Annotated in this window: 19 protein-coding genes; 14 read left to right on the top strand and 5 right to left on the bottom strand. The window is 40.6% G+C overall.

The window, feature by feature from the left end; genetic code table 11:
• Positions 1-5: 5 nt before the first annotated feature.
• The 10 genes from nuoG to UC75_RS16340 all read left to right on the top strand — a co-directional run bounded on the left by nuoG (position 6) and on the right by UC75_RS16340 (position 11228).
• Positions 6-2690 (top strand): NADH-quinone oxidoreductase subunit NuoG, encoded by a 2685-nt coding sequence (nuoG, locus tag UC75_RS16385; protein WP_049838193.1) that lies wholly within the window; start codon positions 6-8, stop codon positions 2688-2690.
• 3 nt (positions 2691-2693) lie between these two features.
• Positions 2694-3710 (top strand): NADH-quinone oxidoreductase subunit NuoH, encoded by a 1017-nt coding sequence (gene nuoH / locus UC75_RS16380; RefSeq protein ID WP_004703499.1) that lies wholly within the window; start codon positions 2694-2696, stop codon positions 3708-3710.
• A gap of 18 nt (positions 3711-3728) precedes the next feature.
• On the top strand, positions 3729-4271 hold the full coding sequence (nuoI, locus tag UC75_RS16375) for an NADH-quinone oxidoreductase subunit NuoI (protein WP_013198843.1): 543 nt from the start codon (positions 3729-3731) through the stop codon (positions 4269-4271).
• A complete protein-coding gene (gene nuoJ / locus UC75_RS16370) occupies positions 4271-4789 on the top strand; it encodes an NADH-quinone oxidoreductase subunit J (protein ID WP_014205902.1) in 519 nt (172 codons plus the stop codon). Before nuoI ends, nuoJ begins: the two co-directional genes overlap by 1 nt.
• Positions 4789-5097: an NADH-quinone oxidoreductase subunit NuoK gene (gene nuoK / locus UC75_RS16365; RefSeq protein WP_003653467.1), complete on the top strand. Its 309-nt coding sequence runs from the start codon at positions 4789-4791 to the stop codon at positions 5095-5097. The genes nuoJ and nuoK overlap by 1 nt, the downstream gene beginning before the upstream one ends.
• Positions 5094-6983: an NADH-quinone oxidoreductase subunit L gene (nuoL, locus tag UC75_RS16360; protein ID WP_004794316.1), complete on the top strand. Its 1890-nt coding sequence runs from the start codon at positions 5094-5096 to the stop codon at positions 6981-6983. Before nuoK ends, nuoL begins: the two co-directional genes overlap by 4 nt.
• Before the next feature lies 1 nt (position 6984).
• Positions 6985-8583 (top strand): NADH-quinone oxidoreductase subunit M, encoded by a 1599-nt coding sequence (gene nuoM / locus UC75_RS16355; protein WP_004794314.1) that lies wholly within the window; start codon positions 6985-6987, stop codon positions 8581-8583.
• 2 nt (positions 8584-8585) lie between these two features.
• Positions 8586-10082 (top strand): NADH-quinone oxidoreductase subunit NuoN, encoded by a 1497-nt coding sequence (gene nuoN, locus UC75_RS16350; RefSeq protein ID WP_049838192.1) that lies wholly within the window; start codon positions 8586-8588, stop codon positions 10080-10082.
• 100 nt (positions 10083-10182) lie between these two features.
• Positions 10183-10818, top strand: coding sequence for a uracil phosphoribosyltransferase (gene upp / locus UC75_RS16345; RefSeq protein ID WP_004794310.1), 636 nt, complete (start codon positions 10183-10185; stop codon positions 10816-10818).
• A 116-nt stretch (positions 10819-10934) separates the two neighbouring features.
• Entirely contained in the window at positions 10935-11228 is a 294-nt protein-coding gene (locus UC75_RS16340) for a cold shock domain-containing protein (protein ID WP_004794308.1), read from the top strand.
• A gap of 198 nt (positions 11229-11426) precedes the next feature.
• On the opposite strand, the gene gigC is transcribed toward UC75_RS16340, so the two are convergent.
• Positions 11427-12311, bottom strand: coding sequence for a LysR family transcriptional regulator GigC (gigC, locus tag UC75_RS16335; protein ID WP_004794306.1), 885 nt, complete (start codon positions 12309-12311; stop codon positions 11427-11429).
• 86 nt (positions 12312-12397) lie between these two features.
• Between gigC and UC75_RS16330 the strand changes: the two genes are divergently transcribed.
• The gene (locus tag UC75_RS16330; protein ID WP_005302981.1) at positions 12398-13159 is read left to right on the top strand and encodes a ferredoxin--NADP reductase; all 762 of its coding nucleotides are present in this window, start codon (positions 12398-12400) and stop codon (positions 13157-13159) included.
• 48 nt (positions 13160-13207) lie between these two features.
• Here the strand turns inward: UC75_RS16330 and UC75_RS16325 are convergent, their stop codons facing one another.
• Positions 13208-13627 carry a hypothetical protein gene (locus UC75_RS16325; protein ID WP_171056780.1) on the bottom strand — a complete coding sequence of 140 codons (420 nt, stop codon included), beginning with the start codon at positions 13625-13627 and terminating at the stop codon, positions 13208-13210.
• A gap of 290 nt (positions 13628-13917) precedes the next feature.
• Here UC75_RS16325 and UC75_RS16320 point away from each other — a divergent pair, with 290 nt between their 5' ends.
• From UC75_RS16320 to UC75_RS19070, 3 genes are all read left to right on the top strand, one after another.
• A complete protein-coding gene (locus tag UC75_RS16320) occupies positions 13918-14151 on the top strand; it encodes a hypothetical protein (RefSeq protein WP_049838191.1) in 234 nt (77 codons plus the stop codon).
• 221 nt (positions 14152-14372) lie between these two features.
• Positions 14373-16049 (top strand): mechanosensitive ion channel, encoded by a 1677-nt coding sequence (locus UC75_RS16315; protein ID WP_049838190.1) that lies wholly within the window; start codon positions 14373-14375, stop codon positions 16047-16049.
• Positions 16050-16177: 128 nt separating this feature from the next.
• Positions 16178-16348 (top strand): hypothetical protein, encoded by a 171-nt coding sequence (locus UC75_RS19070; RefSeq protein ID WP_004794296.1) that lies wholly within the window; start codon positions 16178-16180, stop codon positions 16346-16348.
• 1 nt (position 16349) lies between these two features.
• On the opposite strand, the gene UC75_RS16310 is transcribed toward UC75_RS19070, so the two are convergent.
• The 3 genes from UC75_RS16310 to UC75_RS22110 all read right to left on the bottom strand — a co-directional run.
• Positions 16350-17549, bottom strand: coding sequence for an NAD(P)/FAD-dependent oxidoreductase (locus UC75_RS16310; RefSeq protein ID WP_049838189.1), 1200 nt, complete (start codon positions 17547-17549; stop codon positions 16350-16352).
• A 116-nt stretch (positions 17550-17665) separates the two neighbouring features.
• Complete coding sequence (locus tag UC75_RS16305; protein ID WP_049838188.1) at positions 17666-18547, bottom strand: 1-aminocyclopropane-1-carboxylate deaminase/D-cysteine desulfhydrase; 882 nt, start codon at positions 18545-18547, stop codon at positions 17666-17668.
• Positions 18548-18611: 64 nt separating this feature from the next.
• Positions 18612-19306, bottom strand: a 695-nt coding sequence (locus tag UC75_RS22110; RefSeq protein WP_228137445.1) for an HlyD family secretion protein, incomplete at its 5' end; no start/stop codon positions are given.

The following is a 19306-nucleotide window of genomic DNA, read 5'->3' as shown; positions in this document are numbered from 1 at the left end:
CGACTATGGCTACAATTCATGTCGATGGAAAATCGTATGAAGTCAACGGCTCGGAAAACTTGCTACAAGCATGTTTGAGTCTGGGCATCGACATCCCATATTTTTGTTGGCATCCATCCTTAGGTTCGGTTGGTTCTTGCCGTCAATGTGCTGTTACGCAATATGCGAATCCAGAAGATACGCGTGGTCGTTTGGTCATGTCTTGCATGACACCAGCATCTGACAATACCTATATCTCAATTGAAGACAAAGAAGCAACGGATTTCCGTGCCTCTATTGTTGAATTTTTGATGACGAATCACCCGCACGACTGTCCAGTCTGTGAAGAGGGTGGTCACTGTCATTTACAAGATATGACTGTAATGACGGGTCATGACCGTCGTCGTTACCGCTTCACAAAACGTACGCATTACAACCAAGAACTCGGCTCATTCATTGCGCATGAAATGAACCGTTGTATTGCTTGTTACCGTTGTGTTCGTTACTACAAAGACTATGCGGGCGGTACAGACTTTGGTGTGTATGCCAATGCATCTCGTGTTTACTTTGGTCGCCCAGAATCAGGTACTTTAGAATCTGAATTCTCGGGTAACTTGACTGAAGTATGTCCAACAGGTGTATTCACTGATAAGACTCATTCAGAGCGTTATAACCGTAAATGGGACATGCAGTATGCACCAAGCGTGTGTCAAGGCTGTTCTTCTGGTTGTAACATTTCTCCGGGTGAACGTTATGGTGAAATCCGTCGCGTAGAAAACCGTTTTAATGGTTCGGTTAACCAGTACTTCCTTTGTGATAAAGGTCGTTTTGGCACAGGTTATGTAAACCGTGCAGACCGTCCACGTCAGCCTCAGTTCCGTAACGGTGAAACTGTTGCAACTGTTTCTGTTGATCAAGCTTTAGATCAAACGATTGCAAAACTTCAAGGCAAAAAAGTCTTGGGTATTGGTTCTCCTCGCGCAAGCTTGGAATCGAACTACGCATTACGTGAGCTTGTAGGTCAGGCAAATTACTCAACTGGTGTTGCACAAAAAGAGCAAAAACTTGTTGAACTTGCAGCATCTATCATGCAAACCGAGGGTATTTACAACCCGAACATGCGTGAAATTGAAAGCTACGATGCTGTTCTGATTTTAGGTGAAGACCTGACTCAAACTGCTCCACGTATGGCATTGTCTGTTCGCCAAGCTGCGAAAAACAAAGCTCGTGAAATGGCTGCGAAAACACGTACTCCAGATTGGTTGGCTGAACCTGTACAACGTATTGGTCAAGAAGCAAAATCTCCGATCTATATCTTGGCTGCAACTCAAACTCGTCTTGCCGACGTTGCAACTGGTGAAGTTGTTGCTTCTCCAAATGATATTGCACGTTTAGGCTTTGCTGTAGCAGCAGCAGTGAAAGGTGATGTATTAATTGGTCTGGATGACGATGCAAAAGCATTCGCTCAAACCATTGCTGACACTTTAAAAATAGCAAACAAACCATTAATCATTGCGGGCACAAGTTTGCAAGATGCTTCTATTATGGAAGCTGCGGCTGAGTTGACTCAGAATTTAGGTTCTAAAGCTGGTTTAAGTCTTGTGGTTCCTGAAGTGAACTCTATGGGCTTGGCATTGTTTGGTGGCTTAAGCCTTGAACAAGCATTTGCTCAAGACTACGACACACTTGTTATTGTTGAAAATGACTTGTTCCGTCGTTTACCTGCTGCTCAAGTAAAAGCTGCACTAGATAAAGCTGAAACAGTAATCGTGCTTGATCACAGTGAAACTGAAACTGTGAAACAGGCTGATATTGTTCTTTCAGCAGCAAGCTTTGCAGAAGGTGACGGTACTGTTGTAAGCCAAGAAGGTCGTGCACAACGCTTCTATCAAGTTTACGATCCAAGTTACTACAAGCCTGAATATGCAATTAAAGAATCATGGCGCTGGTTACATGCGATTGAAACTGGCATTAAAGGTAAGGCTGTAGATTGGACATTGCTTGATGATGTGATCGAAAGCATCGTGAAAAATGTACCAGTACTTGAAGCAATTCAAGATGTGGCACCTGATGCTGGTTACCGTGTACATGGTTTGAAAATTGCACGTGAACCACGTCGTTATTCAGGCCGTACAGCAATGCGTGCGCCGTTATCAGTTCATGAACCGAAACAGCCTACCGATCCAGATTCAGCATTAACATTCTCAATGGAAGGTTATGTTGGTCCGCAAAAAGCATCATCATTAGTACCGTTTGCATGGGCTCCGGGCTGGAACTCTCCACAATCTTGGAACAAATACCAAGATGAAGTAGGTGGTCACTTAAAAGGTGGTGATTCAGGTGTTCGTTTATTCGATCGCTTGGCAAAACGCCCTGCACGTAGCTATGTAGCTCCAGTAGCGGTAGTTGCAAACCCTGAAAGTTTCCGCTTAGTACCAATGCATCATATTTTTGGTTCTGGTGAATTCACTATTAAAACACCTGCAATGGAAACTCGTATTCCAGAAGCTATGTTTGCAGTGGGCGAACAAGATGCAACTCGTTTGAACCTTCAAGAAGGTCAACGCATTACTGTAAAAGCAGGCGAAACCAGTGTGAGCTTGCCTGTACAAGTAATTGAATATTTACCTACAGGTTATATTGGTTACCCAGTTGGTTTAGCACCAATGGTTTCACTAGCTGAGCCTGTTTCAGTGGCTTTAGGAGTGTAATTCATGAATCAAGAAATTATACGTCAAACGCCACTTTGGGCTGAGAACTGGCCAATCGCCTACGCTGTAGTTCAAGCAGTTGTGATTTTGCTTGTTGTTGTTTTAGTTGCAGCGTTGATGTCTTTTATTGAACGTCGTTTACTTGCTTGGTGGCAAGACCGTTATGGTCCGAACCGTGTTGGTCCTGGTGGTATGTTCCAGATCGTTGCCGACATGCTTAAGATCATGTTCAAAGAAGACTGGACACCAAAATTTGCTGACAAACTTACATTCCGGTTAGCACCAGCTGTTGCAATGGCAACAGCGGTTCTTTCATTCATGGTAATCCCGGTGAGTCCTTCACTGGGTGTTGCCGACATGAGTATCGGTTTGTTGTTCTTCATGGCAATGGCTGGTATTGCAGTCTATGCAGTATTGTTTGGTGGTTGGGCTTCAAATAACAAATACTCATTGCTTGGTGGTTTACGTTCAGCTGCTCAAACCATTTCTTATGAAGTGTTCTTGGGTATCTCATTGATGGGTGTGGTTGCAATTGCAGGCTCATTTAACCTTCGTGAAATTGTTGAAGCACAACGCGATGTTTGGTTCGTTATTCCACAATTCTTAGGTTTCTTGATTTTTGTGGTTGCTGGTGTTGCGGTAACTCACCGTCATCCATTTGACCAACCAGAAGCAGAACAAGAATTGGCTGAAGGTTACCATGTTGAATATGGTGGTATGAAATGGGGTATGTTCTTCGTTGCTGAATATGTCAACGTGGTACTTATTTCTGCATTGATCGTAACTTTATTCTTCGGTGGTTGGTTAGCACCATTCAATTTAGAAATTCCATTTGTTCCGCCAGTATTCTGGTTTGTGATTAAAACAGCATTCTTTGTAATGATGTTTGTTTTGGCTCGTGGTTCTTTAATGCGTCCACGTTATGACCAAGTCATGAACTTTGGTTGGAAAATTTGTTTGCCATTGGCGTTGGTCAACTTGTTAGTGACTGGTGCTGTGATTCTGATGAATCAGGCCTAGGACAGCAGGGAGTACAAAATGTATAAATTTCTAGCTGGATTCGGATCGATTGTACGTTCGTTGTTTATGGTATTTACCCATGTAACGCGTAAACGTGACACGATTTTATATCCAGAAGTACCGGCTGAACAGATTGTGCCGCCACGCTTTCGTGGTCGTATTGTGTTAACGCGTGACCCAGATGGGGAAGAGCGTTGTGTGGCATGTAACTTATGTGCGGTTGCGTGTCCAGTTGGTTGTATCTCACTACAAAAAGCAGAAACAGAAGATGGACGTTGGTATCCGGAATTTTTCCGTATCAACTTTTCACGTTGTATTTTCTGCGGTATGTGTGAAGAAGCTTGTCCAACAACTGCAATTCAGCTCACACCAGACTTCGAGTTAGGCGAATACGTACGTCAAGACCTTGTTTATGAGAAAGAAAACTTACTCATTTCAGGTCCGGGAAAATACCCAGACTACAACTTCTACCGTGTAACGGGTATGGCGATTAACGGTAAAGAGAAAGGTCAAGCACAAAAAGAAAGTGCACCAATCGATGTACGGAGTCTATTACCATGATGTGGCCGTTTTATTTGATGGCACTCGTGGCCATCGTTTCTACGGTTCGTGTAGTGACTAACACGAACCCTGTACACGCTTTGCTTAGTCTAATTGTTTCATTGCTTGCTGTTGCTGGTATTTTCATGATCGTGGGGGCGCCTTTTGCAGGTGCTCTTGAAATCATCGTCTATGCCGGAGCAATTATGGTTCTGTTCGTATTCGTTGTGATGATGCTTAACTTAGGGCAACACACCGTTGAACAAGAACGTAAATGGCTTTCTTCAGATGCTTGGGCATATCCAGCACTCATGAGTTTCTTGCTCGGCTTGCTTTTAGTTTGGATGCTTGGTGGTGAATACACCACTATTTCAGCACCGCTTGGGGCACAAGTGATTGGACCAAAAGTCGTTGGTCAAGCACTCTTTACTCACTATTTATTATTGGTTGAAGTTGCCGCGATGTTATTGCTAGCAGCCCTTGTTGCAGCATACCACTTAGGTAAACGTGAACCAGGTGCAGAAGAGGAAAAAGAATAATGGGCCAGATTCCTTTAGAACATGGTTTGATTGTTGCAACCATCCTTTTTGCACTCGGTTTTTACGGTGTAATGGTGCGACGCAACCTATTATTTATGTTAATGAGCCTTGAGGTCATGATGAATGCTGCTGCATTGGCATTTGTTCTTGCGGGTAGCGTATGGGCACAACCAGATGGACAAGTGATGTTCATTCTGATTTTGACCCTTGCAGCAGCAGAGGCATGTATCGGTCTTGCGATTGTCCTTCAGTTCTATCATCGCTTCCATCATTTGGATGTGGATGCTGCTAGTGAGATGCGCGGATGAGTTATTTATATCTAACAGTATTATTTCCGCTAATCGGTTTTATTTTATTGGCGGCGGGACGAGACAAACTCTCTGAAAATGTTGCAGCAATTATTGGTGTAGGTTCTGTAGGTTTATCTGCATTATTTGCATTGATTGCTGGAATGGCATTTACCACAAGTGGTCAGCAAGTTTTTGTTCAAAATCTGTGGACATGGTTCAATGTTGGTGGTTTTGCACCAGGCATTAGCTTACATTTAGATGGCTTATCTTTACTCATGATGGGCATGGTGACAGGTGTTGGTTTCTTAATCCATATCTTTGCATCATGGTACATGCGCGGTGAAGAAGGTTATGCGCGTTTCTTCTCTTATTTCAACCTGTTTGTTGCCAGCATGCTTGTGCTTGTATTGGGTGACAACTTAGCGTTGTTATTCTTAGGTTGGGAAGGCGTAGGTCTTTGCTCTTATTTGCTTATCGGTTTCTATTATGCAAACCCTGCAAATGGTTGGGCTGCGATCAAAGCATTTACAGTTACCCGCGTAGGTGACGTATTCTTACTTATCGCTTTATTCTTGCTTTACCAACAATTTGGTACGCTGAATACTCAGTACATCGTTGAACACGCAGCAGAAGTAATGACGAAGAGCTCGTCACTTACAATCTGGACTGCATTAATGTTGTTCTTGGGTGCTGCTGGTAAATCTGCTCAAATTCCATTGCAAACATGGTTAGCAGATGCAATGGCAGGTCCAACACCTGTTTCTGCATTAATCCATGCTGCAACAATGGTAACGGCTGGTGTGTACTTATGTTGCCGTCTATTTAGCGTATTTGAACTTGCTCCTGAAGTGATGCAATTCATTTCGGTAACTGGCGCGGTAACTTTGTTAGTTGCAGGTTTTGCTGCACTCGTTCAAACAGACATCAAACGTATCTTGGCTTACTCAACAATGAGTCAGTTGGGTTATATGTTTATGGCTGTAGGTGCGGAAGCGTATCAAGCTGGCTTATTCCACATGTTGGCTCACGCATTCTTTAAGGCATTATTATTCTTGTCTTCTGGTGCGGTGATTCTGGCTTACCACCACGAGCAAAACATTTTCAAAATGGGTGGCTTGTTCAAACGTAACAAATTCCTATTTGCTTGTTTCGCAATTGGTGGCGGTGCATTAGCAGCGATTCCATTCTTGACCATTGGCTTCTTCTCTAAAGATGCGATTCTTGGTGAAGTTTGGGTACAAGGTCAATCAGTTGCTCTATATCACACCTTATATTGGGTGGGTGTAGCAGGTGCATTCCTGACTTCAATCTATACATTCCGTTTAATCTGGGTTGTATTCTTTGGTCAAGAAAACACGCCTTACCATGAAATTAAAGGTGCAACTTACTGGGCTCCATTGGGCATTTTAGCTGTACTGTCTACTTTTGTTGGTGCCGTATTAAAAGCACCTGTAGCTGGTATTCTTAATACTGCAAAAATTCCTGAATTCCATGTGGCTGAACAATTTGTTGAAGGCATGCATGGGGCAGAGCATTTAGCAGTAGGAATTGCGCTAGTTGGTCTAGTTGTTGGTATAGCATTATTTACATTTGCTTATGGTGCAGTGAAATCATTCGCTCAAACAAGTTTGGGTTCAGGTTTGGCACATATTTGCCGTACCGCTTTTGGTTTTGATGCATTATATGACATCGTTTTTGTTAAACCTTATTTATTCTTCGCCAAAATCTTTGGCCGTGACCCGATTGACAGTTTGTGGTTAGTTCTTCCTGCACTTGTTAAAGGCGGAAACAGTTTTACAAGCTCACGTCAAACCGGTTCATTGCGTGAATACGCATCAAGTATGTCACTCGGTGTAGTGGTGTTATTGATGATCTTGATCGTTATTCAGGTAGTGGGGAAATAAAATGGAAAACAATTTAATTTTACCCGCGCTGATCCTTGTTCCGTTCATTGCTGGTTTTATTTGCTGGTTAGTCGATAAGCTCGACAAAACCTTGCCACGCTGGATTGCCTTGATTGGTATGCTCATTACTTTGGGCTTAGGTCTTGCACTTTGGCAAAATGGAACTTATAGCTATGAGATGGGTTCAAAGATCCCAACTTGGTCTGCTGAGTTCTATTTACCGTGGATTCAATCACTCGGTATCGGCATTCACTTAGCTGTGGATGGCTTATCTTTACTCATGGTGCTATTAACAGCGTTACTTGGTGTACTTGCTGTTGGTTGTTCATGGGGCGAAATTCAAAAGAACGTTGGTTTCTTCCACTTAAACCTTTTATGGAGTTTAGGTGGCGTTATCGGTGTATTCTTAGCGATTGACCTGTTCCTGTTCTTCTTCTTCTGGGAGATGATGCTTGTACCAATCTACTTCCTGATTGCGTTATGGGGTCATAAAGGTTCAAACGGTCGTTCACGTGTTTACGCAGCTACTAAGTTCTTCCTTTACACGCAAATCGCTGGTTTAGTGATGTTAATCGGTATTCTTGGTCTTGTAGTTTATGGCTACATGATGACCGGAATGATCGGTTTTGATTACAACTATTTATTAGCTGTAGCTAATCACTTACCGCCTGGCTTAGCGTACGGTTTCATGATCTGTTTCTTCATCGGTTTTGCGGTGAAGTTACCAGTGTTCCCATTACACGGTTGGTTACCAGATGCGCATGCTCAAGCACCTACAGCAGGTTCTGTAGACTTAGCTGGTATCTTGATTAAAACAGCTGCGTATGGTTTGCTTCGTTTTGTTATTCCATTCTTCCCGACAGCTTCTGCTCAGTTTGCAGACATTGCGATTATTTTCGGTTTGATTGGTATTTTCTACGGCGCATGGTGTGCTTATCAGCAAACTGACATGAAACGTTTACTTGCGTATACGTCGATTTCACACATGGGCTTTATTTTACTTGCGATCTACGCAGGTAACATTTTGACCTTCCAAGGTCTAATGATCATGATGTTGGCACATGGTTTGTCATCAGCTGCATTGTTCATTATGTCTGGTCAAATCTACGAACGTTTACATACACGTGACTTGCGTTTAATGGGTGGTCTTCGTGGCCAGCTTCAGTACTTGCCATTTTTCTTGATGTTCTTCGTTGCTGCTCTTGTTGGTGTGCCAGGTTTAGGTAACTTTATTGGTGAATTCCTGATTTTGATGGGTTCATTTAATAAATATCCTGTATTCACGATTCTTGCTTCTATCAGCCTTGTATTCGCAGGCTTATACGGCTTGATTTTGATTCACCGCGCTTTGTTTGGTGAACCAAATCCTGAACAAAAGCAACACTACACTAGTCCACTAAAAGACTTATCTGCTCGTGAAGTTGGTATTTTGATGATTTGTGCGATTGGTCTCGTTTGGCTTGGTATCTACCCACAAACATTCTTGGATGTATCTCATTCAAGCATGCAGTGGTTCGTCAATAGTTATGTGCCAGTTCAAGAAGTCGTTGACACTGTTCAGCAAACAGCTACTCAACTTGACCATGTGGAGATCCAATAATCATGAACTTCACAGTATCATTCGCTACGCTTATGCCTTTAGCTCCGGTGATGATTGTTGCTTTGACAACAGTTGTCGTCATGCTGTTAATTTCAATTAAGCGTAATCATAATTTAATCGCAACAGCTTCTGTTGTTGGTTTAAACCTCGCTGCACTTTATATTTTATTTGCGGTATTTGGCGGTAAGTTTGTACCGGCAAATGTGATGGGCATGTTTATGGTTGATCCATTTACCATGTTCTATCAATTTATGATTTTGATTGCGGCTTTGGCTTGTTGTACTTTGTCTCACGCTTACATCGAAACCTATAAAGATAACCGCGAAGAACTCTATCTTTTGTTACTTGCTTCAGTAGCAGGTGCAATGTTGATGGTTGCAAGTTCTCACTATGCATCGTTCTTTATTAGCCTTGAGCTAATGTCGATCCCTGTATACGGCTTACTTGCTTATACTTATCAACGTAGTAGTTCACTTGAAGCTGGTATTAAATATCTTGTACTTTCAGCGACAGCTTCTGCAATGTTGTTGATGGGTATGGCATATATCTATGCATATACTGGTTCACTTTCATTCTATGATTCTGTACAGGCTTTATTTGGCGCAATTAAACAGCCAATGGTGTTATTAGGTTTAGCACTCATTATCTTTGCTGTTGCGTTTAAATTATCGCTTGCGCCGTTCCATAAATGGACACCAGATGTATATGCAGGTGCACCAGCGCCAATGGCAACTTTCTTGGCGACTGCTGCTAAAGTTGCAACCATTGGTTTGTTCGTGCGCTATATGCTTGCTTCAGGCGCAATTATGGTGGACTCGTTAGTTACTATTTTGACAATCATTGCAGTATTGTCGATTTTAGTTGGTAACTTACTCGCTGTTCGTCAAGTTAACTTAAAACGTATTCTCGGTTATTCATCTATTGCTCATTTTGGTTATTTGTTAATTGCTTTAATTAGCATGACTTATGCGAGCTTGGGTAGCGTAACTGTATATGTGGTGTCTTACGTATTAACAACTATCGGTGCTTTTGGTGCTGTAGCGTTAATGTCTAGCCCATATAACAACGTAGATGAAGCACAAAGTCTTGCAGACTACCGTGGTTTGTTCTGGCGTCGTCCAGTACTTACAGCAACTTTAACAGTCATGATGTTATCTTTGGCTGGTATTCCATTAACAGCAGGCTTCATTGGTAAGTTCTTGGTTGTAATGGCTGCTGTAACAACTCAACACTGGTTCTTGGCTGCAATGATTATTGTGGGTAGTGGTATTGGTTTGTACTATTACTTACGTGTGATGGTTGTAATGTATATGACACCACCAGAAACTCCTCGTATTGATGCAGATGCTCATTGGGGTCAAAAAGTAGGTGGTTTAATGGTATTAGCTGCTGCTGCATTAGTTATTATTTTGGGTGTATATCCAGATCCAATGATTAATTTAGCATTAAAAGCAGAAATTTTATCTCCATTACATTTCATGCTTTCACAACAACACTAATTCTAGTGTACAAAAAAGCCTCCAAATCTGGAGGCTTTTTTTTATTGAGCATTAAAAAAAGATTATAATAAATACGTTTTTATATTTTTAGGTAACATCTGTGGCCATTCAAGAAATTCGTCACCCACTTATTCGTCATAAATTAGGTTTGTTGCGTCGTTCTGACATCAGTACTAAGAATTTCCGTGAGCTTGCTCAGGAAGTGACTATGTTGTTGACGTATGAAGCAACAAAAGATTTACCAGTGGTGGATTGTGAAATTGCTGGATGGGCTGGAACTGTTACTACACAGCGTATTGCTGGTAAAAAAATAACGATTGTACCGATTTTACGTGCAGGAATTGGTATGCTGGATGGTGTACTTAATCTGATTCCAAGTGCAAAAGTAAGTGTTTTAGGTCTTGAACGTAATGAAGAAACACTAGAAGTTCGCACTTATTATAAAAAACTAGTTCCAGATGTCGCTAATCGTCTTGCAATGATTATCGACCCAATGTTGGCAACAGGTAATTCATTAGTTGCTGCCATTGACGTATTAAAGGCGAGTGGCTGTAAAGATATACGTGTTATGGTATTAGTTGCTGCTCCAGAAGGTGTTGCTAAAGTTGAAGCAGCTCATCCAGATGTACAGATTTATACAGCATCTATTGATAATGGCTTAAATGAACAAGGTTATATTGTTCCTGGTCTAGGTGATGCGGGCGATAAAATTTTTGGTAGTGTCCAAAAAGACTAATTTTTGAAATAACGATAAAAGAGACTTAATCAAACCGTAAAGTTTTGAGGGCGGATTGAAAGTCTCTTTTTAATTTTCTGCTGTAATAACAGTATTGAAAAAGTAAGGTAAAGATCATGAAGCAAGAATTTTATACCGGAAAGGTTAAACAATATGATCCTGATAAGGGATTTGGCTTTATTTCGACTACTGAAGGAGATATTTTCTTTCATATTTCTGATTTCCCTGCATCCGAAGGTGAGCCAAAAAGAAATGAAAAAGTGAGATTTCTTGCGGCAGATAATCAGGGGAAATTTAAGGCTATCAAGATCGAGCGTATCGATCCTAATCCAGCTAAAACAAAAAAGAATAAAATCGCTGATCATAATAAAGCGATTACGTCAGAGTTGTTATCACATTTTCGACGTTAATAGAGACTCTCAATCTTCAAGGCTAGCTTGTTGTCGAGTTTAGCCGTGACGGACAGAGATGATTATTGATAACGTTTCGAACAAGTAAGTAATGCAAAATTAAGGGAGGTGGTAGCTTCCCTTAATTGTCTTAACTAATAAATAATAAAATGGTGAGCCATGTGAGAATGACTCAAAATGGCACTAGAAGATCAGGTCTTAAACTTGATCTTCACAAAATTGCAAGAATGCCTTGAGGCCAGGACCTTGGTATTTCTGACGATGTACCAACATGTAAAGTGGGCGAGTAAGTTGCCAGAAAGGTGTTTCTAAAATCACTAATTGTCCTTTTTCAATTAAAGGCTCAATAGCGAGTTTAGAGATACAAGACATTCCTAAACCACCAGCAACAATTTTCAAGATTGCTTCATTGTGACCTAGGGTTAGGCGAATATTGGCATCTGGCAGATCTTGCAAAATAGCATTATCAAACACTTCACGAGTTCCCGAACCTTCCTCACGTAAAATCCATTCAACTTGATAAAAATCATTTGCTGTTAAAGGTCGATTTAAACGTGCTAGAGGGTGATTAGGGGAGCAGCATACTGCAAGCTCATCATCTCGCCAGTGAATACATTGAAGTTGAGGCAGGTGACATGAGCCTTCAATTAATGCCAAATCAAGCTGAAACTGATTGACTGCTTCAATCATTTGGCGTGTGTTGCCTACCTGTAATTGTAGGTGGGCTTTGGGATGATACTGTAAAAAGTTCGCCATTAAATCTGGCATGAGATAATCACTGATCGTTAGAGTTGCCCCAATACGTAAATCAATGCTTTGTAACTCACCTTTTGCAGCTTGCTCAAAAGCTTCACAGCGACCTAATATTTCTAGCGCTTGAGGCAATAAAAACCGACCAAGATCATTGAGTTGTAGTCGTTTACCTAAACGATCAAATAGAGGGGCACCAAGACCATCCTCTAAATCGGCTAAAGCCATACTTGCTGCACTTTGCGTCAGTCTGACCGCATCACTGGCTTTGGTGACAGTTCCTTCTTGAGCGACTGCTACAAAAACAGCCAACTGGCGTAATGTCATGCGCATGTTTAAAAAGCCTTAACGTTTAAAAGTATTCATTATTTCGGCTGTCATGCTAACATGAGCGCACTATTTCATGCCACGTTGAAATCATGTCAATTGAAAAATTTAGCGTAGAAAAAGTTTTATCTGTACACCGCTGGACGCCAACTCTTTTTAGTTTCACCATGACTCGCCCTGCACATTTTAAATTTACGGCTGGGCAATTTGCGCGTATTGGATTGAAAGTTGGAGAAGAACTTGTTGTTCGTGCCTATTCGGTGGTGTCGTCTCCATTTGATGAAACGCTAGAATTTTTCTCGATTGTAGTACCTGACGGTGCATTTACTTCAAATCTTCAACATTTGAAGGTAGGTGATGAGCTTTACTTAGAAAAAATACCTTATGGTTATCTTACTTTAGCTCGCTATCAACAGCCTTTACCGCATGATTTATGGTTATTGGCAACGGGTACGGGTTTGGCGCCGTTTTTGTCGATGCTACAAGACTTCGATACATGGTCTAAATATCAAAAGATTAATTTGGTCTACAGTGTCCGTACCGCAGCTGAATTAGCTTATGTCGATCGTATTCAAGAAATTGCTGAAACTTTTGGTGAAGGACACATCGGTTTTAAATTTATTTCAATTATCACTCGTGATCCATCAGCACAGTTACATGATCGTTTGCCAGTTTTAATTGAGAATGGTGAATTAGAAAAAGTTGCTGGTATAGAACTGAGCCCTGCAACAAGCCATGTCATGCTTTGTGGAAATCCAGAAATGGTGGATGACACGAAAGATGCTTTAAAGCGCCGTGGTTTGACGATGAATCGTCGAGGTGAGGGAAATATTGCAGTAGAAAATTACTGGTAACAAACGACAATTAAAAGAACTTTAAAATTATTTTTATGGATATGTTTATTAATGGACAAACATATCCATAAATTCACGAATTTCGGAAATTGCACTGTCTACATCGCTTGAAAGCCAAGTCGGTTCAAAAAGGCCAGCATAATGTTCCAAACGATCTTGAGGAACAACTAAGCGAACAGGGCAGTCTTCTTCAAGTAAACGCCAAGGTAAAATTGGAACTTCATTGTCCAGAAAAATATTGATATTACGAATATCAACAATCATGGCGTTAATGCAGTCAGGAAATGGCATCACTGAAAACTCTTCAGTACGGCGACGAAAGTACTCCAGATCACCCCATTTGAGTTCATAACTTGGTTTATTAAATTCAATAATACCAATCAGATGTTCATCTCTCGTCTGGTGTATATAACATTGATGTGTGACGTCAGTGTCGAGATCAAGAGTTACGTTTTGCTGACGATACATCATAAAATAGAGCAGCTTTAAAACAAGGGGGCTTATTATAGCCTATTTTATAAAAAGTAAGCGCTAAAACATATTGTATTACAAATGGGGAATAGACGAAGTTTGTGAATAACGAGAAATTATTTTTAAACGTCTAAATTAATGTGTGCAAATTTTATACTATTTTTATTAATTTAAAAGTAGAGTTTTGCAACTACAGACACCTTCGAATAATGCTTTTTCACACAATGCAACAAAGCAAATTGCTATGATGAATATAAAGTTAATGATAATAGAAGAGGGGAAAGAAGATGCATGACTTTTCAAAACCACCTCATGTGACGAGTCCTGAAGAAACTGCGAAAAAAAGAAGATTGCCAGTTTACATTTTAATTATTGTTGGGCTTTTTCTTATTGCGCTTATTGTCTATATGGTTGCTGACCACAACCAGACTCCTAAACAAGAAGGAGCATTTCAAAATGAGACCACACCACATGTAATTAAGGGTAGTTCTGATTTGAATTTAAAGACCTACACAGGGTAATAAGAGAATCAGTTTAACTTGATATCAAGCCTTTAGGTGTAAACCTGAAGGCTTTTTTGCAACCTTTTGCATCAATTTGTTGTATTTGTGCAGAAGTGTGTTGATTAGAAAATATTCAAAACATAATGTGAGATAGACCGCATTCATCGTCATTTTTTACAACGAATGGTGTTTCCTAGAGATAACACTGAAAAGAACATAACAATTGAGGACATAACAATATGAATGAATTTTTTGATGGGCCTCGCGGCGCTCAATTTGATGCGATGTATTACTGGGATCAGTTTCATCCTATCCTAGCTGCAGTAGTGATCTTATTGGTTGGTTGGATAATTGCTTTATTAGTAGCAGCAGGTGTGAAAAAGCTGCTACAAAAAGTAAATACCAATGCCAAACTATCTTCAGCTACTGGCAGAGCGCCAAATATTGAAGGTCTGATCTCCAAGGTTGTATTCTGGTTTATTCTGATTTTAGCTGTTGTCGCGGCTCTAAATGTGCTCAACATTAGTGGAGTGAGTGGCCCATTCAGCAACATGGTAAATCAGGTACTGGTCTACATTCCAAATATTATTGCTGCTGTGGTGGTGGGTTTTATTGGTTGGATCGTTGCTCGACTGGTGCGGGCAGGCATTACCAATGTTTTATCCAGAACCCAACTCGATGATAAGTTAAGCAGTGAAGTGGGTGTAGGTGGAATTAGCCAGAATATTGGTGAAATTCTTTACTGGCTTGTATTGTTACTTTTCCTTCCAATTGTTTTGTCAATATTAGGACTTACAGGCTTACTCATTCCAGTTCAAAATATGGTAAATGATGCCGTAGCTTTCTTACCAAATATCTTTATTGCTGGCGTTATCGTTTTTGTTGGTTATATCTTGGCAAAAATTGTACGCGGTATTGTTGAAGGTCTAGTAAATAGCTTAGGTGTTCAGGCTCAAGCTGAAAAAATTGGTCTTTTCAAAAGCTCTAATGTAGGCAAATTCTTAGGTTCATTTGTTTTTGCCATCATCATCATTACTACATTAATTGTAGCGTTCGAAGCGTTAGGTATTGAGACAATTTCTCAACCTGCGACAGCAATGCTAAATGAAATCTTGCAAGCAATTCCAAACATTATTGCGGCTGGTTTAATTTTACTGGTTGCTTATATTGTTTCTCGTTTTGTTGGCCGCTTAGTAGCTGAACTCATTGCAGGTACAGGTGTTGATGAAATTCCTGCAAAATTAGATGTACAACGCTTTTTAGGTCAAACTAAAGTTTCTAATGCAGTTGGCTGGCTAATTGTATTCTTTACTATGCTGTTTGCAGTATCTGAAGCAGCGGACCGTCTTGGTTTCGATCAAATCAGTGGTCTAATTGCAATGTTTATCCATTTCGGTGCAAACATTCTATTGGGTGCTGTAATTTTAGTAATTGGTTTCTGGCTAGCGAATATTGTAGCGAATGTAGTTCAACGTGGTGAATATAATAGTTCGCGTTGGTTAGCTAGTTTAGTTCGTGTTTTAATTATTGGTCTGGTACTTGCGCTTGGTTTAAGAGCGATGGGTATTGCAGATTCAATTGTTAATCTTGCATTTGGTTTGACTCTAGGCGCGGTTGCCGTGGCTTTCGCTCTTGCATTCGGTTTAGGTGGTCGTCAACCAGCAGAACGACTTTTAACTGATTTACTTGATAAAGCGAAAAAAGAAGCGAATCAACCAAATCCTCTTTATCAACCACCTTCTAGTACGAGTAGTTCAGCTCCAGCTACAACTACGTCAACAACTCCATCTACACCAACAACGCCACCATCAACAGCTCCATCTGATGCAAAACCAGCAGATTCTGTACAGGTGAATCCAGCACAACCGCCAGTGAATAAACCGTTTGGTTCTACAGGCGAAAATGATGAAATTTAAGGGAATTAAATTAAATTTCAGATAAACAGTACAAAAAATCTTTGATTTTTGTGATAAGTTCGACCACTCTATATTGAGTGGTCGTTCTTTTTTGGCCGTTATAAAAACAAATAAGTGAGGAAAATACGATGAAGAAACCAGGTCGTTTTTTAGCACCGATTGTCATTGCCGGAATTACGGTAGGGTTTTTAGCAAGTGCTTATAAATTTGTATTTAGTAAGTCGGAAAGCTCAAAACAGACTACTTCTCAGCCACAAGATTCATCGAACGCATCAAGTAGTTCGAAAAACTCAAATTAGCTTATACATATTGGGCAGCAGCATAGGCAGAAGACCAAGCCCATTGGAAGTTATAACCTCCTAAATGGCCGGTCACATCGAGCACTTCTCCCACAAAAAACAGTCCTTTCTGCTTTTTGCTTTCCATGGTCTTAGAAGATACTTCAGTTGTATCAATTCCACCTAAGGTCACTTCGGCAGTACGATATCCTTCTGTTCCAGACGGTTTAACTGCAAAGCCATGTAGCTGCTCGGCAATATGATCTAGCTGTGCATCACTGATATTGCCAATCGCTGTTTCGCTCTGTTCTGACCATATGAGTTGTTGTAACTCTTGGATAATACTTTTGGCAGTAAACTCATTAAGAAGGGTGCGTAATAAAACTTTTGGCTGTGCTTTCTTTTTATCTTTTAAATAGGTCTCTAAATCTTGGCTAGGGAAGAAGTCAATTTTAAAACTTTCTCCTGAGTTCCAATAGTTTGAAAGTTGCAAAGAACTTGGCCCACTCAAGCCACGGTGGGTAAATAATAACGCTTCAGTAAAGCTGTTTTTTGAGTTGCTTAACGTCACATCCAAAGCATTACCACTTAAGCGTGTGGTCACTTCTTTAATGTGATCTGAAAAAGTAAATGGAACTAAACCTGCACGAGTTGGAAAAACTTGATGGCCAAATTTTTGTGCTAGTTCATAGCCAAAACCAGAACCACCCAAAGTCGGAATGGATAAGCCGCCTGTAGCAATAACTAAAGAATCACAAGTGTAATGTCCTTGATTGGTGTTTAGTGAAAACCCACCTTGTTCTAAGGGTGTAATTTGGCCAACTTCGCAATGGGTTTGAATATCCACATTTTTGGTTTTATTACACTCACTAACCAACATCTCTAAAATTTCTTTAGCGCCGTTTAGCGTAAATAATTGTCCGTGTTTACGTTCTTCATAGGCAATTTTGTAGTCACATACCAAACCGATAAAGTCCCAGTTGCTATAGCGTGACAGGGCAGAAATAACGAAGTGCGGATTATGAGAAATATAGTTATCAGGTTCGACATACAGATTGGTAAAGTTACACTTACCACCACCTGACATTAAAATCTTTTTACCAATTTTATTGGCTTTTTCTAAAATTAAAACCGAGCGTCCGCGTTTAGCAGCATGTGCAGCCAACATGAGTCCAGAAGCACCTGCACCTAAGACAATGACATCAACATGGCTGTTAGACATAAGAGGTTCTCGATTAATCTTGAAAATTAAAAAGGGGCATATACTATCATGCCGAGCCTTAGTCGTGCTAAGACATTTACTGCTCTGGTGAATAAGGCTCCCTAAATATTTATGAGTCAGTAGCTTGGTTTATTTCTTATATCTGCTTGTAAGCCACCAGAATGAATTGCCAGAATGCGAGTTCCTTCAGGGAAGTAGTTGTTTTTGATAAGGTCAAACAGACCGAACATCATTTTTCCCGTATAGATCGGTTCAAGGGGTACAGCGTATTGTTCTTCGAAATTTTCTATAAATGCCAGTAAATCAGATGAAGTTTTCGCATAACCACCGCAGCAATAAGCATCTGTCAGCGACCAATTCTGTTTTTTAGTCCACTGCATAATATCTTGTTGTAGAAAGTCGCCTTTTAATGCTGAAAATCCTAGAACCTTTTGAGGGGGTGCGCTTCTTTCAATGAGCCCTGAAATCGTGCCTCCAGTTCCAACCGCACAGCAAATTACATCATAGTTTTGTAAATCGCTTTGACTGAGAATTTCCTGACATCCTTGTACTGCTAGCTCATTAGAACCACCTTCAGGAATAATGAAAGTTTCAGGAAATTGATTGTGTAATTGTTGAAGGTAGTTTGCGTCATCCCTCAAGCGATATTCAGTGCGTGAGACAAAATGTAGATGCATTCCTAAACTTTGAGCTTTTGCCAAGGTTGGGTTAAGAGGCTGGATGGCTAATTCTTCACCACGAATAATGCCTACACTTTTAAAGCCAAAAAGATGAGCTGCATACGCAGTTGCAGCAATATGGTTTGAATAAGCCCCACCAAAAGTTAAAACACGTGATAACTCTTGTTGTTTTGCGGCAAGCAAATTGTATTTTAATTTGAAAAATTTATTACCTGAGATTTGGGGATGAATTAAATCTAGCCTCTTAATGTCGAGATGCAGGGGATGGGGTAGTTGAATATGTTGATAAGGAACTGATTGAGCAATGTGATCAAACATTAGAAATTGAGAAAATAATGATTGATCACATTGTAACTTTTTCAAGAGAACTTTAAAAAGCTGTTTACGAATTTGTATCGACAGAAGTAACCACTGACATGCCAGGACGTAAATGCTCCATTCCTTCTTGATTTGGATCAATAGTAATGCGTACGGCAATTCGTTGAACAACTTTGGTAAAGTTACCTGTCGCATTGTCAGGTTTTAATACACTGAACTCGGAACCCGCAGCAGGTGAGATCTGCTCAACATGCCCTGTAAATTTTTTGTGTTTCATCGCATCGACTGTAAACCATGCCTTCTGACCAATTCGCATATTGGCAATTTGGGTTTCTTTGAAATTGGCAATTACCCAAGTTTGCTGTGGAATGAGGTAGAGTAACTGAGAACCTGCTGCTACATATTGCCCAACACGAGGGTTAACTTCACCAAGTTGGCCATCCATCGGAGCAACAATAACGCTATAGTCTTTGGTGGTTTGTGCTTGGTCTAACTGTGCTTTAGCACTTGAAACTTGTGCTTCTAAACCCGCTTCTGCAACTTGTGCTGTTTTTAGTGCTTCATTTGCAACTAAAACATTGGCTTCTGCTTGCTTCAGTGCTGCAAGGTTATTTTCAGCATCTGCTGCGGCTTTATCTTGCTCAGATTTAGAAGCTGCGCCACTATTTCCTAACTGTTGATAGCGTCTAAGCTGGGCTAAAGAAAGTTCGTATTGAGCTTTGGCTTGATCCACTTTAGCTTGTGCCGCCACAATGTCAG

This window comes from Acinetobacter sp. V2 (assembly GCF_001188385.1).
Classification (GTDB): Bacteria; Pseudomonadota; Gammaproteobacteria; order Pseudomonadales; family Moraxellaceae; genus Acinetobacter; species Acinetobacter oleivorans.
Note: the sequence above shows the minus strand (reverse complement) of the source record. Positions and strands in the feature narration are given on the sequence as shown.